This window comes from Bacillus sp. 005/A4HT-01/001 (genome assembly GCF_004634445.1).
In the GTDB taxonomy this organism is placed as follows: domain Bacteria; phylum Bacillota; class Bacilli; order Bacillales; family Bacillaceae; genus Bacillus; species Bacillus altitudinis.
This window is the reverse complement of sequence record NZ_SEIZ01000001.1, coordinates 1-17,193: the sequence shown is the minus strand read 5'-3', so window position 1 is coordinate 17,193 and position 17,193 is coordinate 1. Positions and strand designations below refer to the sequence as shown.

Genomic DNA, 17,193 nt, shown 5'->3' with positions numbered 1-17,193 from the left:
ACAGAGTGATTAGATAACATTATATAGTGGAAGGAAGCGTATAGTGATAATAGATTTGAAAGGAGAATGATCATGGAGATTAAGACACCACGCACTTTTAAAACAACTGATAAAGCCCATGCTGATCTATTTAATGACATGGTTGAGGCTTTTCTTGACAATGATGTGGGTCTATTAGAGTCAATCAATCAACATATGATAGATATAAATCCACATGCATCTGAAGCAGAAAAGAAAAAATGGAACGATTCTCAGGGCTATAAAATTACAGCGGATAATGGAAGTCATTTAATTAATGTGCGAGCTGATGCTAGGATTTTTGATATGATAAAAGGAAAAGGAACGTGTACTTTTTATGCAGCTTCTGGAGTCGAAGATTCCCCATCAAATCTTTCATTGAGAGGATTACAGACAGTAGGCCAAGATAACATTGGTACTGGCTTTGCTGTAGATATTGCTGGTAATGCTTATAGTTTTTACTATAATGCTGCAGATACTACTATTAACTGGACAAAGCTCCCGTCAAATGCTGAAAGAAATAAATGGAATGATGGGCAATTGTCTAAGATTACTTCAGATAATGGAGGGGTGATTCTATCTGTTTCAGATGGTGAAGATTTACTTGAAAAGGTTGTTTCTTTAGGCCCGAAGCATGGTACATTTTATGCCACAGGTAAAGCATTAAACAGCCCAACTACAAGATCATGTCGTGGTATGTATCATTTTACTTCTCAAGATAGTAATGGAAAAGGTACATTTGGATGGGTCATAGCAATAGATTATAACAATTACATGTATACAAATTATCTTGATTTAAATTTGGGGTGGCAAGGCTGGAAACGTGTTTTAACAAAGGAGGATATGGATAATACTTCTTTTGTTGATACGTATGATCTCGATAATTCTTCTGTATCAGCCGTTGAAAATGTTCCAACAAAACTGAATTTTGGTGATACAAGATCAGACGATTTAGGAGAGTATAATCGTTCGCGAGCTGAAATTACACTGAAAAATAATGGTCTGTATTTAATTAGGCTTTATCTTAATAGCAATAACATTCCTGTTGGATCAGATAGCATTTTGTCATGTTATGTGAATGGTACAGAATTTCAACGATTAGGTAATTGGAATCCTGTTATCTCATCAAGTATATGTGTATTGTACCTTCAACAAAAGTTTAAAGCGGGGGATAAGTTAACATTTTATATTACACCCAAAAACACTGGAAGAACTATTACAGTAAATAGGGCTTATGTTACTTTGTCACAGCTAAGGTAGGATTATTTGAAAAATAAAGTGTGTGTGCAAATCGGTGGAAGCTGTCGTTCAAAACTTAATGACGTTCACTTTTACTAGATTCTATTTTATGTGTTCAATACAACAAAGGAACGAGAACAGAAACTCAATGCACAATACATGTTGTTAAAATTATTGGGTCAAATTGCAGGAATAAAGGAAGGGAATAGACCCATGCAATCGATCCACTTTATTGGAGTGGCGTTAATCATAGGTAAGGGCAGACGTGACAAATTAATATTATAAAAATCAGGATATTTAAAAAATATGTACTTAATATTGTTCTAATGACTTGAATCCTAATGAATTCATCACGTTTGGTTCCAAATCTAAGAACGAAGTGAAATAACTGATTTTTATCATAACATCACCTAATTCGTAATGTTTTTTGGAAGGAGAATAAGATCATAAAAACACCTCAACCTTTTAAGACGAGCGATAAAGCTCATGCAGATCTCTTTAACGATTTAGTGAAAATTTTAATTGAAAATGATCAGGAACTACTAGAACAATTCAACCTTCATACGAGAGATCCAATTCCTCACGTATCTGGTTCAGAAAAGAAAAAATGGAACGAATCTCAGCTATATAAACTGACAAATGATAACGGGTCCCAATTGATCAATATTCCTGCTGGTGGCAGTATCTATGAGGGAATTAAAGCGCTAGGGGCTTGCTCATTTTATGCGCCAGGTGGTTCTGGAGTAGTCGATTCCCCAGCTATAGGCAATGCTGCACTAAGAGGCTTTCAGTTTGTAGGTCAAAATAATATTGGCGTAGGAATTGCAATTGATACATCAGGCAACTCATTTTGTTTTTCCTATCATGTGAATGACATCGGAATCAACTGGATGCAAATGCCGACTCAAAATGAAAAAAACAAATGGAATGCAGGACAATTGTCTAAAATTACTGCTGACGATGGAAAAGCTTTTGAAAGAATTAATGCAGATGATCCTAGTATTTTAGATAAGCTGATAAAATTGCCGGGAGTTCATTCATGGTACATTCATGAAGCACATCCAGATCTTCCGACAAGAAGTTCAATGAGGGCTTTGTCTGTTTTTAGTGAAAATACCTATGGATGGGTCATCGGTGCAAACAATACAGGAGATGTCTATATTAACCGTTCAACAACTGATGTAACGGGTACACAACAAGAGTGGAGCGGTTGGAAACGTCTTAATGACCATAACCTATTAAATTCAAAGGGATTAAGACTTTCCATGTCAATAGGAACTGATATTTTAACGCTGCCATCCGGCTTTTACTTTGCAGTAGGATCTAATGTTGTAAATATGCCTGTCGATAATGATTCTTCTTGGTTTAATATAGATATCTTAGAAACGGTAAATGGTAGAAAGACTATTCATGTCATTAGAAGTTATGACAACACTCATTGGTTTGGTACTGTTCATACAGACGGTGTATTTAAAGGTTGGAAAAAATTAGTGACTGATGCTGATTTTGAAAGTGTCAAGTGGCTAGATGTCACACTAGTCAATGGTTCCTCTATTGGAGACAGAGCGGTCCAATATGTTAAATGGGGAAACTTATTATTGTTGAGGGGTCACCTAATAGCAAATAGAGAAGTGATCTGTGGAAGTATTCCAAATACAGGATTACCCGATAAAGGCATAGTAGTATCAGTTCCCGTATCAGGTACAACGGGTCATAGTAAATTATATATCTATAATACAGGAGAGCTAAAACTAACTGGTTTACATGCAGTGAATAACAGTGCAGTAACTGGCTACTATTTAGACATGGTTGTTCCATTAAATTAAGGAAGTGATACAAATGATAGAAGCCTATGAATACAATCAGCAAAATGAATTGATCAGACCTATCGAAGTGTTCGAAAGGGATGATGAAGGAAATTATATTATTCCAGAGCAATGCACAACAATTGCACCACCCAATAATCCTTCTTTTTATAAGGCTGCATTTGATGTGAAAAAACAACAATGGTATGAATCAGCGACCCAAGAGTATATAGACAGCTTAAAACCGGCCCTTCTCCCGCCAAGTGATATAGAACTTTTAAAGAAACAAAATGCTTTGTTATCAAAACAATTAACGCAGCTATTAGCTATGCAAAAAGTAGGTGCTTCAGATTGATGTTTCCAACTGTAGCGGATATCAAACAATTCTGGGACTGGCAGTGTTACGGCCCAGAGGACATTGCATTTTATGTAAGCATTGGCTGGATCTCGGCAGAAGACTATCAAAATATAACTGGAGAAATATACGAAGCCTAATGGCTTTATTTTTTTGCCGGAAAGAAGGTGATTCAAATGGAAGTAGATGTCGTTCAAAACTTAATGACACAAGGCCCATTCGCCGTTCTCTTTTGCTGGATTCTGTTTTATGTTCTCAACACAACAAAAGAACGAGAAAACAAACTCAATGAGCAAATCGAGGCACAAAATGATGTGTTAGCAAAGTTTAGTGAGAAGTATGACGTCGTGATCGACAAGCTCGATAAAATTGAACGGAATTTAAAATAGGAGGAAAACATCATGAAAACATTCGACAAAGGCACTGTGATTCGCACAGTGCTTCTTTTTATTGCGCTTATCAACCAAACGCTTGTCATGTTTGGACAAACGGTGCTGCCGATTAGCGAGGAGCAAGTGCAAACCGTAGGAGAGGCACTATATGTGGCAGGTTCCACAATTTTCACTATGGTCACTGCCGTGATCGCTTGGTTTAAAAATAATTATGTGACCTATAAAGGTCAATTGCAAAAAGATGCCCTGAAACAAAGAGGGTTAACAAAATAATTTTTGAAGGAGAAACAATATGGTGAAGATCATTCAAGCACTCATCCCAAAACAAAATCGCAACAGGCCAGGAAACAGTATGAAGCCGCTCTATATTACGGTGCATAATACATCGAACACTGGACGGGGGGCTGATGCGGCAAATCATGCAGCATTTGTTGCTCGGGCAAGTACCGGGGTTAGCTGGCACTACACGGTCGATGATCAGGTCATTTATCAGCATTTGCCACTAAACGAAAATGGCTGGCACGCAGGAGATGGCAGGGGAACCGGCAATATGAAATCAATTGGAATTGAAATTTGTGAAAATGCAGGCGCTAACTTTGAACAGGCTGTTAAAAACGCCCAATGGCTTATTCGAAAACTGATGGGGGATTTAGGAATTCCTTTATCTAACGTGGTGCCACATAAGCATTGGAGCGGGAAGGAGTGTCCGCGTAAGCTGTTAAATCGGTGGGATGGCTTCAAAGCTGGTATTGCATCAGCATCTACCAGTCAAATGACAACAGCTAAACCTGTGAAAGAAACATCTATCAAAACCATATCAACGAGATCAACATCTAAAACCAACAAGGTCAAAAAAACATACAGTTTGCCTGCAGGTATTTTAAAAGTGACGAAGCCTCTTACAAAAGGGTCAGCTGTAAAAGCTGTACAACAAGCCTTAGCATCGATTTATTTTTATCCTGATAAGGGAGCGATCAATAATGGAATCGATGGGTACTACGGACCCAAGACTGCGAATGCAGTGTCTCGATTTCAAATGATGCATGGGTTAACCCCAGATGGCATTTATGGTCCAAAGACCAAAAAAACATTAAGTAAGGTCATAGAAAGTTAACACATATGGAATGAATCAACCCTTATCTATTATAATAAAGTAAAATAAAACCATTTTTGGCGTTATTTGTTGTATAATGGTAAAAATGAATGGAGGGGTTGTATGAAGCGGATATGTGTAATGATGTCTCTTTGTTTCATTGTCATGTTCCATTTTAATATGGAAAAGGTTGCAGCTAAGACCATTTATCGAGAAGTAGAAGTTGATTTCATCATGACGGAACAGGAAAAAGATCTGTGGGTACCAGGAGGTCAAAATAATCCTGAACAATATCCATCTACTTATGGCTACCAATTTTCTATACTAAATGCAGAGGGTTGTACTTTAGAGGTGACACTCTACAGAACATCCTTATCAGGAACGGATTTTCCGTCATCAGTCAAAGAGTATACAGGTAACCAATATGATCTAAGTGCAACAGACCGAATTTTATCAAGTGGGCGCTACATTTATAGACCCCATGGTATTAAACTGACCAAAAAAGAAGGCTGTGGGGATGTTGAGATAAAAGGAGTCTTTGGTTATCAAATTCAAGAACCAGACAAATAAGCTTTTATGAGTAAAATCAAATGAAAAAGCCTATCCATCATTGGATAGGCTTTTGATAATGGAGCATAGCGGGATCGAACCGCTGACCTCTACGCTGCCAGCGTAGCGCTCTCCCAGCTGAGCTAATGCCCCGATGTGTTACGACATAACTTATTATAATCAATCCTCCTGTAAAATTCAAGCTGTAAAACACAAACACCCCGGCTATTTTTCTTTCTGATCAATCGGAATATAGTCAAAGATGTCTCCCGAATGAACCGAGTGGGCTAATCGTCTAAGCCAGTCGTAGTAGGCTTTTGAGCTTTCAAGCTGTTCAATGAGCTGTTTCGCTTCCTCTCTTTCATGTTCCTCCGCCTGATCATCACGAGCTACACCTTGAAGGCGTTCTTGCGCTTCTTCAATCGCTGCTAGATTAACCTCGACCTCTCGTTCCCATTTTTGCGGGAAGAAGTTCATGAAAAACTTAAAAAAGTCTTTCTCAGCAACAAAGCTGTGTTTTCTTCGGCCACGGTGAAAGGTCTTTTTGACAATATTCATGTCTTGCAGTTTTTTCACACCCGTACTCATACTAGGCTTACTCATTTGCAGCTCTTCACGCATTTCATCCAGCGTCATTTCCTCATTTAAATACATCGTCCCATATAGAATACCCGCACTTCTAGTAATGCCATAGAGATCCATTGTTTCAGCGATGGAATCAATGACGAGATCTTTAGCAGCTAAAATGCGTTCTTCTGCTTGTGGCTGTTCCTGCTTTTTCATCTTGTCCCTGCTTTCTATTAAGTGAATTCAATACGTTCAAAAAAATCTTTATGGACTATATGTTAACGAAAGAATGCAAAATGTCAAAATAAAAGAAGCATATCCCCCTTTGACAGAAAAATTTGAACATGTTAAGTTAATTATGTTCAGAACGTTAAATTTTTATTTAACAAACTTACCAAAGAGAATCAGAGGAGGTTCCTTCTATGAGTCAAACACTATTTATCGATGGACAATGGGTTGGCGCTAAGAGTGGCGACACAAGAGATATCATCAATCCATTTAATCAAGAAGTGATCGCGACAGTCAGTGAAGGATCAAGAAATGACGCGCAGTTAGCCATTAAGGCAGCGAGAAAAACCTTCGATCAAGGTGATTGGGCAAACATGCCTGGACTTGAAAGAGGAAATATTGTGTTTAAAATTGCTGAATTGATTAGGCGAGACCTAGATGAATTAGCCAAATTAGAATCACTTGATACCGGCAAAACATTAGAAGAAAGCAAAGCGGATATGGACGATATTGCGAACGTGTTCCAATATTATGCGGGGCTTGCTGATAAGGATGGCGGGGAAATCATTGCATCGCCTATTCCAAACTCAAAAAGTGAATTAGTCCGAGAACCTGTCGGTGTATGCGGTCAAATCACTCCTTGGAACTATCCATTGCTTCAAGCGAGCTGGAAAATCGCTCCTGCACTTGCAGCTGGAAATACAATCGTACTAAAGCCAAGTGAAATTACACCATTAACCACGATCAAAGTTTTCAAACTTATGGAAGAAGCGGGTGTTCCAGCAGGCGTTGCCAACTTAGTACTTGGACCTGGAGCAACTGTTGGAGATGAGCTGGCTGTCAATGACCAAGTCGATTTAATTTCATTCACAGGCGGTATTGAAACAGGTAAGAAAATCATGCAGGGAGCCAGCGGGAATGTGAAGAAAATCGCCCTTGAGCTCGGCGGGAAAAACCCGAATATCGTCTTTCAAGATGCTGATTTAGACGTAGCGGTTGACCAGGCAATGAATGCTGTGTTTTTCCATGCAGGGCAAGTGTGTTCAGCAGGTTCACGCTTGTTAGTGGAAGAATCTATTCATGATGAATTTTTAGAAGAACTGGTGAAGCGTACGAAAAAAATCAAGCTAGGCAACGGCTTTGATGAAGGAACCCAGAGCGGACCGCTCATCTCAGCTGAGCATCGAGAAAAAGTAGAAAAATACGTCAGCATCGGTTTAGACGAAGGCGCAACATTAGAAACAGGTGGGAAACGACCTGAAGCAGAGGAGCTTCAAAAAGGGTTCTTCTACTTGCCGACGATTTTCTCAGGCTGTACATCAGACATGCGAATTGTACAGGAAGAAGTGTTTGGACCAGTCCTCACTGTCGAATCCTTCCGATCAGAGGAAGAAGTCATCGAGCTGGCAAATGACACGATTTATGGTTTAGCAGGAGCGGTGTGGTCTTCTGATATCGGCAAAGCCGAACGAGTGGCTCGTCAATTAAGATTAGGCACGGTATGGATCAACGACTTCCATCCTTATTTTGCCCAAGCACCGTGGGGCGGGTATAAACAATCAGGTCTTGGACGTGAATTAGGACGTACGGGCCTTGAAGAATATACGGAACTAAAACATTTATATCGAAATACAAAACCAGAAGCGGTTCATTGGTTTAAATAAATATCACTTATCTGGAGGAGATTCTATATGACTTTAAATATGAAAATTGAAAGCATGCAAAAATTCCATACGTTTGAAATTCCGACTGTCATCAAGCATGGCATTGGGGCAGTGAAACATGTTGGGGAAGAAGTGAAAGCATACGGCGTTTCAAAGGTATTGCTTGTCACAGATCCTGGTATTTATCAAGCAGGTGTTGTAGATCCAGTGATTGCTTCATTAAAAGAAGCGCAAGTTGATGTGGTTCTATTTAATAAAGTAGAACCAAACCCGCCAGTCCGTTTAGTGAATGAAGGATCTGCGTTATATGAAAAAGAAGGCTGTAATGGTTTAGTCGCAGTAGGCGGCGGAAGCTCAATGGATACAGCGAAGGCTATTGGTGTGGAAGCGACTCATGAAGGATCAGTTCTTGATTACGAAGCGGCTGAGGGGAAAAAACCGCTTGAAAATAGAATCCCTCCGTTAACCACAATTCCGACAACGGCTGGTACAGGTTCAGAGGTCACGCAGTGGGCAGTGATTACTGACGAAGAAAGGGAATTCAAATTCAACACAGGTGGCCCACTCATTGCAGCTCACCTAACAGTGATTGACCCTGAGCTTCATGTATCTATGCCGCCGCATGTGACGGCTATGACGGGTATCGATGCGCTTGCGCACGCGATCGAATGCTATACGATGAAGTTTGCTCAGCCAATTACAGATGCGGTAGCGCTCATGGCCATTGAATATGCTGCTCATTATATTCGCCGTGCCTTTGCTGATGGAGAGGATTTAGAAGCAAGATATGGAATGGCACAAGCTGCGATGCTTGCAGGACTTTCCTATGGAAGTGAATCAGCTGGTGCAGCCCATGCGATGAGTCAAACGCTTGGGGGTATTATTCCTGTCGCACATGGCCAATGTGTAGCGGCAATGATGGGACCTGTCATGGAATATAACTGGAAAGGGTACCCAGAGAAGTTCGCTCGAATTGCGCAAGCATTCGGAATTGATACAAGCAGAATGACAACAGAGGAAGCTGCAAAAGCAGCAGTGAATTGGATGTATGATTTAGTGGAAGACCTAGAAGTTCCTTCATTAGAAGAACAAGGTGTACCAAAAGATATGATCGACCGTTTATCTAAAGAAGCAATGAAAGATCCGCAAACAGTTGGAAACCCAAGAGACCTCAACGAAAAAGCATACAACTGGATTTACGCTCGCTGCTTTGATTTAACACCTAAAACAGTGTAACAATGAAAAAAGGCTCCCAAAAGGGAGTCTTTTTTACATCTTATAGCTGTTCTTTAATTTCTTTAATTTGATGAATATGGCGCTTTTCATGTGCGCCGATAAAATCAAGGTATTGCTTTAATGAAAGTTCTTCAAACACAGGATGTGCAATCACGCGTTTGAAATCTTCCTCTGTAAACGTTGATAAAATTTGATTTAATTTCTCACGAGCTGTATCAAGCTCATCTTTTAAATGTGTAGGTGTCACATGCTTGCGCTCTGGCTCAACAATACTAGGCGCAGTGGCTTTTTTTGAACGATCCTCTGCCATTTCCACCGGCTTTGGCTCATATTCTTTAATCGGTGCTTTTTTCCCCTCGGCAGCTAGATGTTTTGCTGAAATTAGGTCCATTTTCTTTAAATGATCTGCCACCTCTTGAATACTCCAAGTATCATCAGATAATTTTTGATTCAATTGTTCTTCGTTCAAACCTTGCAGCTCTTGCCACAATTCTTGTCTTGCATCATGTAATAAACTCATTTTCATCACCTCAAGATCAAATTTTAACATACTGGTACATGACAATCATTCTTGAGCTATCGTTGAATTCCTTTGAAGAATTGTGAGGAAATTTGAAACCTTTACAAAAGTGGTTCGTATTACCTGTTAGAAGGAATACACTTGGATGTGAGCATGGTCTAAATGAATGAAAGGCTGCTCATTTCATAAAGAAAGGGTGAGGAAGATGGATGTGTTTGGGCTGCCTCTTCAGACGCTGTACTTATACATATTGATGGTATCAGGAATCCTGACGCTTGTTTTCGTCTTTTTTGGCGATGTATTTGATGGATTGTTTGAAGCGATTCCTGTCCCGTTCCTTCAACCAACATTGATCCTCGCATTTCTTACCTTTTTCTCGGCTGGAGGATTTATCTCTGAAAAAACAGCAATTGTAGGAAGTGGACTTGGCGCAGTATTATCTACCATTCTCGCAGTGGTTCTCGTTACTTGTTTAAATGTATTTGTCTTAGTCCCGCTTTCCTCTGCTGAAGAATCTCTTTCATATACGGAGGCCGACCTAAAAGGAAGAACTGGGGAGATCATTGTATCTGTACCAAAAGATGGGTTTGGAGAAGTGCTGTTAATTAGTAACAGCGGGAAAATCTCAAAGCCTGCCGTCAGTTTCGACGAAGAGGAGATTCCATATGGAACCCGGGTGCTGGTCGTCGAAGTGAACAAAGGCGTGTTATCTGTTATACCAAATGAAGAAATCTAGGAGGGAATGCTATGCCAGGAACAACCATATTAATTATTATTGGAATTGTGCTTGTGATTCTCATTGCACTTATTGGTGTATTTGTTTCGAAATACCGGACAGCTGGTCCAGATGAAGCATTAATCGTCACAGGAAGTTACCTCGGAAGTAAAAATGTCCACGTGGATGAAGGTGGAAACAAGATTAAGATTGTAAGAGGTGGAGGTACCTTTGTACTCCCTGTTTTTCAACAAGCAGAGCCGCTCAGCTTACTATCTAGCAAGCTAGATGTTTCAACGCCTGAAGTCTATACTGAACAAGGTGTACCAGTCATGGCCGATGGAACGGCGATCATTAAAATTGGCGGATCAATTGAAGAAATCGCCACTGCGGCAGAGCAGTTTTTAGGGAAAACAAAAGAAGATCGTGAAAATGAAGCAAGAGAAGTACTAGAAGGACACCTTCGCTCCATTTTAGGGTCAATGACAGTTGAAGAGATTTATAAAAACAGAGAGAAATTTTCTCAAGAAGTACAGCGTGTCGCTTCTCAAGATCTAGCGAAAATGGGTCTTGTCATTGTATCGTTTACAATCAAAGATGTCCGTGATAAAAATGGCTATTTAGAATCACTAGGTAAACCTAGAATTGCTCAAGTGAAACGCGATGCAGATATTGCGACAGCAGAAGCAGATAAAGAAACACGTATCAAACGTGCAGAAGCAGATAAAGATGCGAAAAAATCTGAGCTTGAGCGTGCCACTGAAATCGCTGAAGCAGAAAAAATCAATGAGCTGAAAAGAGCAGAATTCAGACGTGAACAAGATACAGCAAAAGCAAGCGCTGACCAAGCGTACGATCTTGAAACAGCTCGTAATCGTCAGCACGTAACTGAACAAGAAATGCAAGTCAAAATCATTGAACGTCAGAAGCAAATTGAATTAGAAGAAAAAGAGATCCAGCGTCGTGAGCGTCAATACGATTCTGAAGTGAAAAAGAAAGCAGATGCGGACCGTTATGCTGTTGAGCAGTCGGCTGCGGCGGAAAAAGCGAAGCGTCTTGCAGAAGCAGATGCGAAGAAATACAGCATTGAAGCAATGGCAAAAGCAGAAGCAGAGAAAGTTCGGATTGACGGGCTTGCCAAAGCGGAAGCCGATCGTGCAAAAGGGGAAACAGAAGCAGAAGTCATTAGGTTGAAAGGACTTGCGGAAGCAGAAGCGAAAGAGAAAATTGCAGAAGCATTCGAACAGTATGGTCAAGCGGCGATTCTTGATATGATTGTGAAAATGCTACCTGAATATGCGAAACAAGTATCTGCTCCACTTTCTAACATTGATAAAATTACAGTTGTTGATACAGGTGGTAACGGGGAAGGCAGCGGCGCCAACAAAGTGACCAGCTATGCGACAAACCTTATGTCCAGTCTTCAAGAAAGTCTGAAAGCTTCCTCTGGAATTGATGTTAAAGAAATTATTGAGAATTTCTCTGGCAAAGGCAATGTGAAACAAAGCATCCAAGAACTGACGAATGAAATCAAACAGCCAAGAAAAAAAGAAATCGCTGATCGTCAAATAGAAGAATAAAAATCAAAAGACACCTTCTGATAGAGGGTGTCTATTTTACTTGGGGCACATGCCGGTGTCTTTTGATAGATGAAGAGAGATTCACAAGAATGCCTGCAGATATCATCATGAACACCAATGAAGATCCGCCGTAGCTAATAAAGGGAAGAGGAATGCCTGTAATGGGGAGAAGCCCAAAGACAGCTCCGAGATTAAAGGCTGCTTGAATCATAATTTGAAAAGTAAGCCCGATCGTTAATAGTTTTCCAAATGGATCTTGTAAACCTTGAACGATTCGAACGGCGCGATATATGATGAGTAGGTAGGCACCCATCACAAACAACAGCCCCATGATTCCCAGCTCTTCACTAATGATGGCCATAATAAAATCTGTATGGGCTTCAGGAAGAAACCCTAGTTTTTGAATGCTTCCGCCTAAACCATTCCCGGTCAGTCCTCCTGAATCCATGGCGAGATAAGAATGGATCAGCTGATAACCATCTCCATCTTCATACATGAAAGGATCACGAAAAGAAGTGATCCGTTTCAAACGATAAGGAGCGGTCACAGCAAAAAAAGTGATCCCTGCCGCAGCCGTCGAACCTAGTAGAATGAGGTGGCGTGTTTTAAGTCCAGCACATAATAAGACGATACCGCAGCTCAATAAAATAGAAACTGCTGTACCTAAATCTGGCTGTTTTAAAATCAATAAAAAAGCTAGACTCAAAAGAAGAAGTGGAGGCAGTACTCCTTTTTTAAAGGATGTAATGTACGCTTGTTTCCTTGCATATACATAGGCAAAATAGATGATCATCACTAATTTCACAGCCTCAGAGGGCTGGATGATCAGAGAGCCCAATTGAATCCATCGTTGTGAATTGTTTTTGACAACACCGATTCCTGGAAGCAGGACAAGGATAAGACATAACAGTGACAGCATCACAAGCCACCGAATCCATTTACGGTAAACTTGATATGGAACCAGGGCCGCAGCGATGAAAAAGAAGAATCCAATCAAAAGCCATTGCCACTGTTTCATGAAGAAGTAGCTGCCCTGTCCATATTTTATTTCGCCTAAAGGATAACTCGCACTGTACACCATCAGCAATCCAAAGAAACAAAGACAAACAATCGTCCCAGCAAGAATGTGGTCGATTTTTTTTAGGTGAGAAAGAATCAATGACATCACCTTCAATCCCAGTTACGTCCAAACATGTAGGATGAGGACCTCAGATTGACACTAAACACAAGGCCAATGGCGATCATATTGGTTAAAAGCGCACTGCCCCCATAGCTGATAAAAGGAAGGGCAAGACCAGTCACAGGCATTAGCCCTACTGTCATCCCAACGTTTTGGAAGACTTGAAAGACGATCAGCCCAACCACCCCAGCACATATATAAAGCCCATAAAGGGTATTCGCATGCATAGCCACATGAATCATTCGATAGACCATCATAAGATATAAACAGATCAATAGGGAGGCGCCGATAAAACCAAACTCCTCGCCAATGACTGCAAATATAAAATCTGTATGGGCTTCAGGGATATTTCCCCCTTGTACTTGATTTCCTTTTGTATACCCGCTTCCTGATAATTGTCCTGACCCAATGCCAAGCATTGCTTGTTTCAGTTGATACCCATATGTCGAATCAAATTCATCAGGAGAGAGCCATCCATAAATGCGATCAAGCTGATGAGGTTTAATCACTTTTGTAAAGTGCTCAAAATGTTCATTGTGCAAGTAGGTCAAAAATGCAAGAAGCGCGAGAAAAGAAGCGATTAATGCAGCGATCATCTTACTTGAAATGCCTGACACAAGCATCAGTGTAAAAGCAATAGACAAGATCACAAGTGCCGTCCCCAAATCTGGCTGAATTAAAATCAGGAAAAAAGGAACAGCGGTCCAGCATATGATGTTCATTGTAGGAATCATGCTTTCTTTAAACGAAAAGCGCTGATGTTTGTATCGATTTAAAATAGCCGCTAACAGAAGAATGACAAAAATTTTCATAAATTCTGATGGTTGCACTTTCATGGGCCCCAAGCTGATCCACCTTTGGGATCCATTTTGATTCGTGCCAAAAAAATGAACGAGAATGATGAGGAAGAGACCACCTGCAAATAATCGAAAAGATAACCGCTCAAGCAGTTCATAATCAAAGTAAGCAACTGCCGCCATAAGGCCAAAGCCGACGATATACCAGAAAACTTGTCTTTTGACGAAATAAAACATATCTTGCGTTTCATACTGTCCCGATCCGCTATACACAGCCAGCAGGCTGATCACAAAGAAACAAATGACAGTGAATAATAATGCGAAGTCAATGCTGTTCTGTTTTTTCATGTCTCTGTCACCTGCTATGACCTATTTGTCAGCTGGTTTAATACGACCTGCACCGCTGCAGCGTCATCAATATAGCCGATCGGAAAAATATAATCTGGTATTAAATCAACGGGCATAATGAAGTAAAGTAATGCGCCTCCCATCAACATCAATTCTCGAGAAGTACCCCGTCCGCTCATGAACGAGCAGTACATGCTTTTCAATTGATCAAGAAATGGCCCAACACCACTTATCGTATCTATCTTTTTTTCAAACTTTGCTGAGATTGTTTCTTTTCCCTCATCTGATTGACTATAGGTCTCATATTCATTTAGCTTCTGTTTCAATTCATTCTCGCTGAACGTCCCGTCATAGACATCATGATCTTTCAGCGTTCGCTCAATCTCTTCTACGGCTTGAATGAACGTATTACCGTGAACTCTTTCGTTTTTAATTGAAAATCCAGCCGTGGCCAATAGATGATCTAAAGAAATGTGTAGAGCATCTGAAAGCCGCTGTAAATGGTTCAAAGTCGGTTTTCTTTTTCCGTTCATGATTCTAGACAGTGTCGCTTTATCAATTTCTGTTTGTGTACTGAGTTCTCTTAATGAAAGAGAACGTATTTGCAGTTGTTCTTTTAAAAACTGCCGAAGCTCAGTTGTTTTAAATTCCATCTCTTCTTTCCCCTTTTCATAAAGTTCAACTCTTCAATAGAAGAAGTCGTACCCAATATATAGGGGTGTTGACAAAATGTCAACGAATATCCATTAGGGATTGAATTTTATAAAATAGAAACTTATCATATGAAACATAGAGTAAGAAATGGCTAAAAGGGGTGTGCAGATGAAGGTTAGACATGCAGTACATAATGATATTCCTAAAATTGCCGAAATTCATGTGAAGAGCTGGCAAACGACTTATCACGGCATTATTTCACAAGAGTATTTAGATGCTTTGAATGTAGGGGAGCGGGAAGAGAGCTGGAGAAGCAGGTCGCTTGAAGGCACGTTTGTCGCAGAGGATGCTGACGGAGTATTTGGTTTTGCTTCCTTCGGAAAACAGCGTGATGAGAGATATTCAATATATGATGGTGAGCTTTATGCCATCTATTTGTTGCAGAGAAAACAGAAATCAGGAGCGGGTATGGCTTTGATTGCAAAAGGTGTGGATTATTTAATAGAGAAAGGCTATCAGAATATGCTGCTCTGGGTATTTGAGCAAAATTCAGCTAAGCAATTTTATCAAAAACTTCAACCTAGTTTTGCCGTCACCAGCCAGTTCGAGCTGGCTGGTGAGAACCATGAAGAAATAGGGTATGGATGGGAACTATCTGTACTAAGTGCTCATGTTCAACAGATTATATCGTCAGCTTCCAGTAATAATGAGAGAAAAAAGTAAAAAGGGTGGCGAGTAAAATATAAGATATAAAAGGAGAAGCCTCTACTTTTCCTTTCACACCTGCTATTTTTAATGCCTCATAGAAACTGGCCAAAAAGTAGGCGAGACTGAGGATGTAACAGCACAGCATAATGGAGTAAGGATTCATTGTCGTACCTCCAGCATGAAATCTTCTACTATTAATAGATTCAATAGAGCAGCAAATTATGCATAAAAAATAACCCGCTGAAACAGCTGGGTTATTTTTGTCGAGGAAAAACCAAACGAGACGCACTAGGGATGAGTAAACAAAGAACAATACTACAAATGATAAATGAAGGAATCATATATGTGCTGTTATAAACTAATGAATACACCCAACCTGGTGTTCCTTTTGGTGCATAATGAGAAAAGAAGACTACACCTGAAATAAAGAACGTCAGCAGTCTGAAGAAACTGGCGACAAATACAGCTAGGATAATATAGAAGAATTGTTTCTTTCGCTTTTTATCCTGAATGGCTTTTTTAATTGATCCTGAGAATAGCCCGCTTAAACAAATCACAACAGATGCGACAAAGTAATCGAGAAATCCTTGTACAGGTGTAGCAATAATAGGATTGTTCATCAGCTGCAGTCCTGCGATTAACACACCGATGATAAATCCAGCAGACACGCCCCATCTAATGGACATGAGAATGACAGGAATCATGATCAGTGCAATTGACCCGCCGTTTGGCATTCTTAAAAAGAGACCTGATAAATAATCTAAAACAAGTGCAAGAGAAGTCATGATGGCGATCTCCATCAGTCGTACTAATTGATTTGATTGCTGCATAAAAAAATCCCCTTTTCACGAATTGTGCAAGGAGAGACCATGTCAGGATGAGTATGTGATTCATAGAAAAACATATCGGCTTGAATACAATGCATGTATGCAAGTGATTCCACATTCCTACTTCAGTATTAACTGACAGGTTCAAAGGGTCAGAACAACGAATTGTTCACTCTCAGCACGAGGCTCCCCCTGCGGTTATTAAATTTCAATCTATTATAAATATACTAAAGACCTACAGGATCAACAATAGTGAATTATGGAGTTAAGCCCTTTTTGTACGAATATATAGGAAGAGATCAGGAAAAATAAATTATTTAGAAAAAATACTTGTTTCTTCTTTTAAAAGGTGTTATATTTGTATTCGCCGCTGAAACAGCGCGGTTGAGAAATAACATTCGAGAAAAAAGTTGTTGACTTCATCTTGATAGAATGTTATATTAATAAAGTCGCTTCTGAGCGATAACGAAAATGATCTTTGAAAACTAAACAAGACAAAACGTACCTGTTAATTCGAGTTTTTATAAAAAATCCTATGATACATCATAGGTAGTCAGTCAGACTGGCGAGGCAGGAAATGATCACATGCTAAGTTCGCTACATCGTGTAGCAACGCATGTGTGATATGCATCCTGCATACCTCGGAGAGTTTGATCCTGGCTCAGGACGAACGCTGGCGGCGTGCCTAATACATGCAAGTCGAGCGGACAGAAGGGAG

Annotated in this window: 19 protein-coding genes, 1 tRNA gene, 1 rRNA gene and 1 riboswitch; of the genes, 14 read left to right on the top strand and 7 right to left on the bottom strand. The window is 40.1% G+C overall.

Annotation, left to right across the window (positions count from 1 at the left end; genetic code table 11):
* Positions 1–72 precede the first annotated feature (72 nt).
* The 8 genes from ES896_RS00110 (at position 73) to ES896_RS00075 (ending at position 5,472) form a co-directional block, all read left to right on the top strand.
* The gene (locus ES896_RS00110) at positions 73–1,278 is read left to right on the top strand and encodes a hypothetical protein (protein ID WP_057079160.1); all 1,206 of its coding nucleotides are present in this window, start codon (positions 73–75) and stop codon (positions 1,276–1,278) included.
* 488 nt (positions 1,279–1,766) lie between these two features.
* On the top strand, positions 1,767–3,083 hold the full coding sequence (locus tag ES896_RS00105; RefSeq protein ID WP_234922822.1) for a hypothetical protein: 1,317 nt from the start codon (positions 1,767–1,769) through the stop codon (positions 3,081–3,083).
* A gap of 13 nt (positions 3,084–3,096) precedes the next feature.
* Positions 3,097–3,417: a heme oxygenase-like domain-containing protein gene (locus tag ES896_RS00100; RefSeq protein WP_046526573.1), complete on the top strand. Its 321-nt coding sequence runs from the start codon at positions 3,097–3,099 to the stop codon at positions 3,415–3,417.
* Positions 3,417–3,557: an XkdX family protein gene (locus ES896_RS00095; RefSeq protein ID WP_017367923.1), complete on the top strand. Its 141-nt coding sequence runs from the start codon at positions 3,417–3,419 to the stop codon at positions 3,555–3,557. Before ES896_RS00100 ends, ES896_RS00095 begins: the two co-directional genes overlap by 1 nt.
* 36 nt (positions 3,558–3,593) lie before the next feature.
* Positions 3,594–3,806, top strand: a complete 213-nt coding sequence (locus ES896_RS00090) for a BhlA/UviB family holin-like peptide (protein WP_017367922.1) — start codon at positions 3,594–3,596, stop codon at positions 3,804–3,806.
* 12 nt (positions 3,807–3,818) lie between these two features.
* On the top strand, positions 3,819–4,082 hold the full coding sequence (locus tag ES896_RS00085) for a phage holin (protein WP_008361671.1): 264 nt from the start codon (positions 3,819–3,821) through the stop codon (positions 4,080–4,082).
* A 19-nt stretch (positions 4,083–4,101) separates the two neighbouring features.
* Positions 4,102–4,923 carry a peptidoglycan recognition protein family protein gene (locus ES896_RS00080; RefSeq protein WP_135226201.1) on the top strand — a complete coding sequence of 274 codons (822 nt, stop codon included), beginning with the start codon at positions 4,102–4,104 and terminating at the stop codon, positions 4,921–4,923.
* A 102-nt stretch (positions 4,924–5,025) separates the two neighbouring features.
* Positions 5,026–5,472, top strand: coding sequence for a hypothetical protein (locus ES896_RS00075; protein WP_017359003.1), 447 nt, complete (start codon positions 5,026–5,028; stop codon positions 5,470–5,472).
* 59 nt (positions 5,473–5,531) lie between these two features.
* Here ES896_RS00075 and ES896_RS00070 read toward each other — a convergent pair.
* Positions 5,532–5,604 (bottom strand) — tRNA-Ala (locus ES896_RS00070).
* 72 nt (positions 5,605–5,676) lie between these two features.
* A complete protein-coding gene (cudC, locus tag ES896_RS00065; protein ID WP_060832585.1) occupies positions 5,677–6,234 on the bottom strand; it encodes a choline uptake/conversion transcriptional regulator CudC in 558 nt (185 codons plus the stop codon).
* A gap of 206 nt (positions 6,235–6,440) precedes the next feature.
* Between cudC and betB the strand changes: the two genes are divergently transcribed.
* Complete coding sequence (gene betB / locus ES896_RS00060; RefSeq protein ID WP_008344052.1) at positions 6,441–7,910, top strand: betaine-aldehyde dehydrogenase; 1,470 nt, start codon at positions 6,441–6,443, stop codon at positions 7,908–7,910.
* Positions 7,911–7,937: 27 nt separating this feature from the next.
* On the top strand, positions 7,938–9,146 hold the full coding sequence (locus ES896_RS00055; protein ID WP_008344050.1) for an iron-containing alcohol dehydrogenase: 1,209 nt from the start codon (positions 7,938–7,940) through the stop codon (positions 9,144–9,146).
* A 40-nt stretch (positions 9,147–9,186) separates the two neighbouring features.
* Here ES896_RS00055 and ES896_RS00050 read toward each other — a convergent pair whose 3' ends face one another.
* Positions 9,187–9,666: a DinB family protein gene (locus ES896_RS00050; protein WP_048002154.1), complete on the bottom strand. Its 480-nt coding sequence runs from the start codon at positions 9,664–9,666 to the stop codon at positions 9,187–9,189.
* A gap of 205 nt (positions 9,667–9,871) precedes the next feature.
* Here ES896_RS00050 and ES896_RS00045 point away from each other — a divergent pair, with 205 nt between their 5' ends.
* The gene (locus tag ES896_RS00045; RefSeq protein WP_056702380.1) at positions 9,872–10,402 is read left to right on the top strand and encodes an NfeD family membrane protein; all 531 of its coding nucleotides are present in this window, start codon (positions 9,872–9,874) and stop codon (positions 10,400–10,402) included.
* An 11-nt stretch (positions 10,403–10,413) separates the two neighbouring features.
* Positions 10,414–11,961 carry a flotillin family protein gene (locus tag ES896_RS00040; protein WP_007500611.1) on the top strand — a complete coding sequence of 516 codons (1,548 nt, stop codon included), beginning with the start codon at positions 10,414–10,416 and terminating at the stop codon, positions 11,959–11,961.
* Positions 11,962–11,992: 31 nt separating this feature from the next.
* On the opposite strand, the gene ftsW is transcribed toward ES896_RS00040, so the two are convergent.
* Genes ftsW through ES896_RS00025 form a run of 3 tightly spaced genes read right to left on the bottom strand, consistent with a single transcriptional unit; the run spans position 11,993 to position 14,939 of the window.
* A complete protein-coding gene (gene ftsW, locus ES896_RS00035; RefSeq protein WP_481747305.1) occupies positions 11,993–13,126 on the bottom strand; it encodes a putative lipid II flippase FtsW in 1,134 nt (377 codons plus the stop codon).
* A gap of 5 nt (positions 13,127–13,131) precedes the next feature.
* Positions 13,132–14,286 carry a rod shape-determining protein RodA gene (gene rodA, locus ES896_RS00030; protein WP_008344041.1) on the bottom strand — a complete coding sequence of 385 codons (1,155 nt, stop codon included), beginning with the start codon at positions 14,284–14,286 and terminating at the stop codon, positions 13,132–13,134.
* Positions 14,287–14,300: 14 nt separating this feature from the next.
* The gene (locus ES896_RS00025) at positions 14,301–14,939 is read right to left on the bottom strand and encodes a DUF1232 domain-containing protein (protein ID WP_025207853.1); all 639 of its coding nucleotides are present in this window, start codon (positions 14,937–14,939) and stop codon (positions 14,301–14,303) included.
* A gap of 169 nt (positions 14,940–15,108) precedes the next feature.
* Here ES896_RS00025 and ES896_RS00020 point away from each other — a divergent pair, with 169 nt between their 5' ends.
* Positions 15,109–15,663: a GNAT family N-acetyltransferase gene (locus ES896_RS00020; protein ID WP_017367915.1), complete on the top strand. Its 555-nt coding sequence runs from the start codon at positions 15,109–15,111 to the stop codon at positions 15,661–15,663.
* Positions 15,664–15,902: 239 nt separating this feature from the next.
* Here the strand turns inward: ES896_RS00020 and thiT are convergent, their stop codons facing one another.
* The gene (gene thiT / locus ES896_RS00010; protein WP_007500615.1) at positions 15,903–16,478 is read right to left on the bottom strand and encodes an energy-coupled thiamine transporter ThiT; all 576 of its coding nucleotides are present in this window, start codon (positions 16,476–16,478) and stop codon (positions 15,903–15,905) included.
* Positions 16,479–16,575: 97 nt separating this feature from the next.
* A riboswitch (TPP riboswitch) is annotated at positions 16,576–16,678 on the bottom strand.
* Between the two features lie 435 nt (positions 16,679–17,113).
* Between thiT and ES896_RS00005 the strand changes: the two genes are divergently transcribed.
* Positions 17,114–17,193 (top strand): 16S ribosomal RNA (locus ES896_RS00005); the annotation flags it as partial.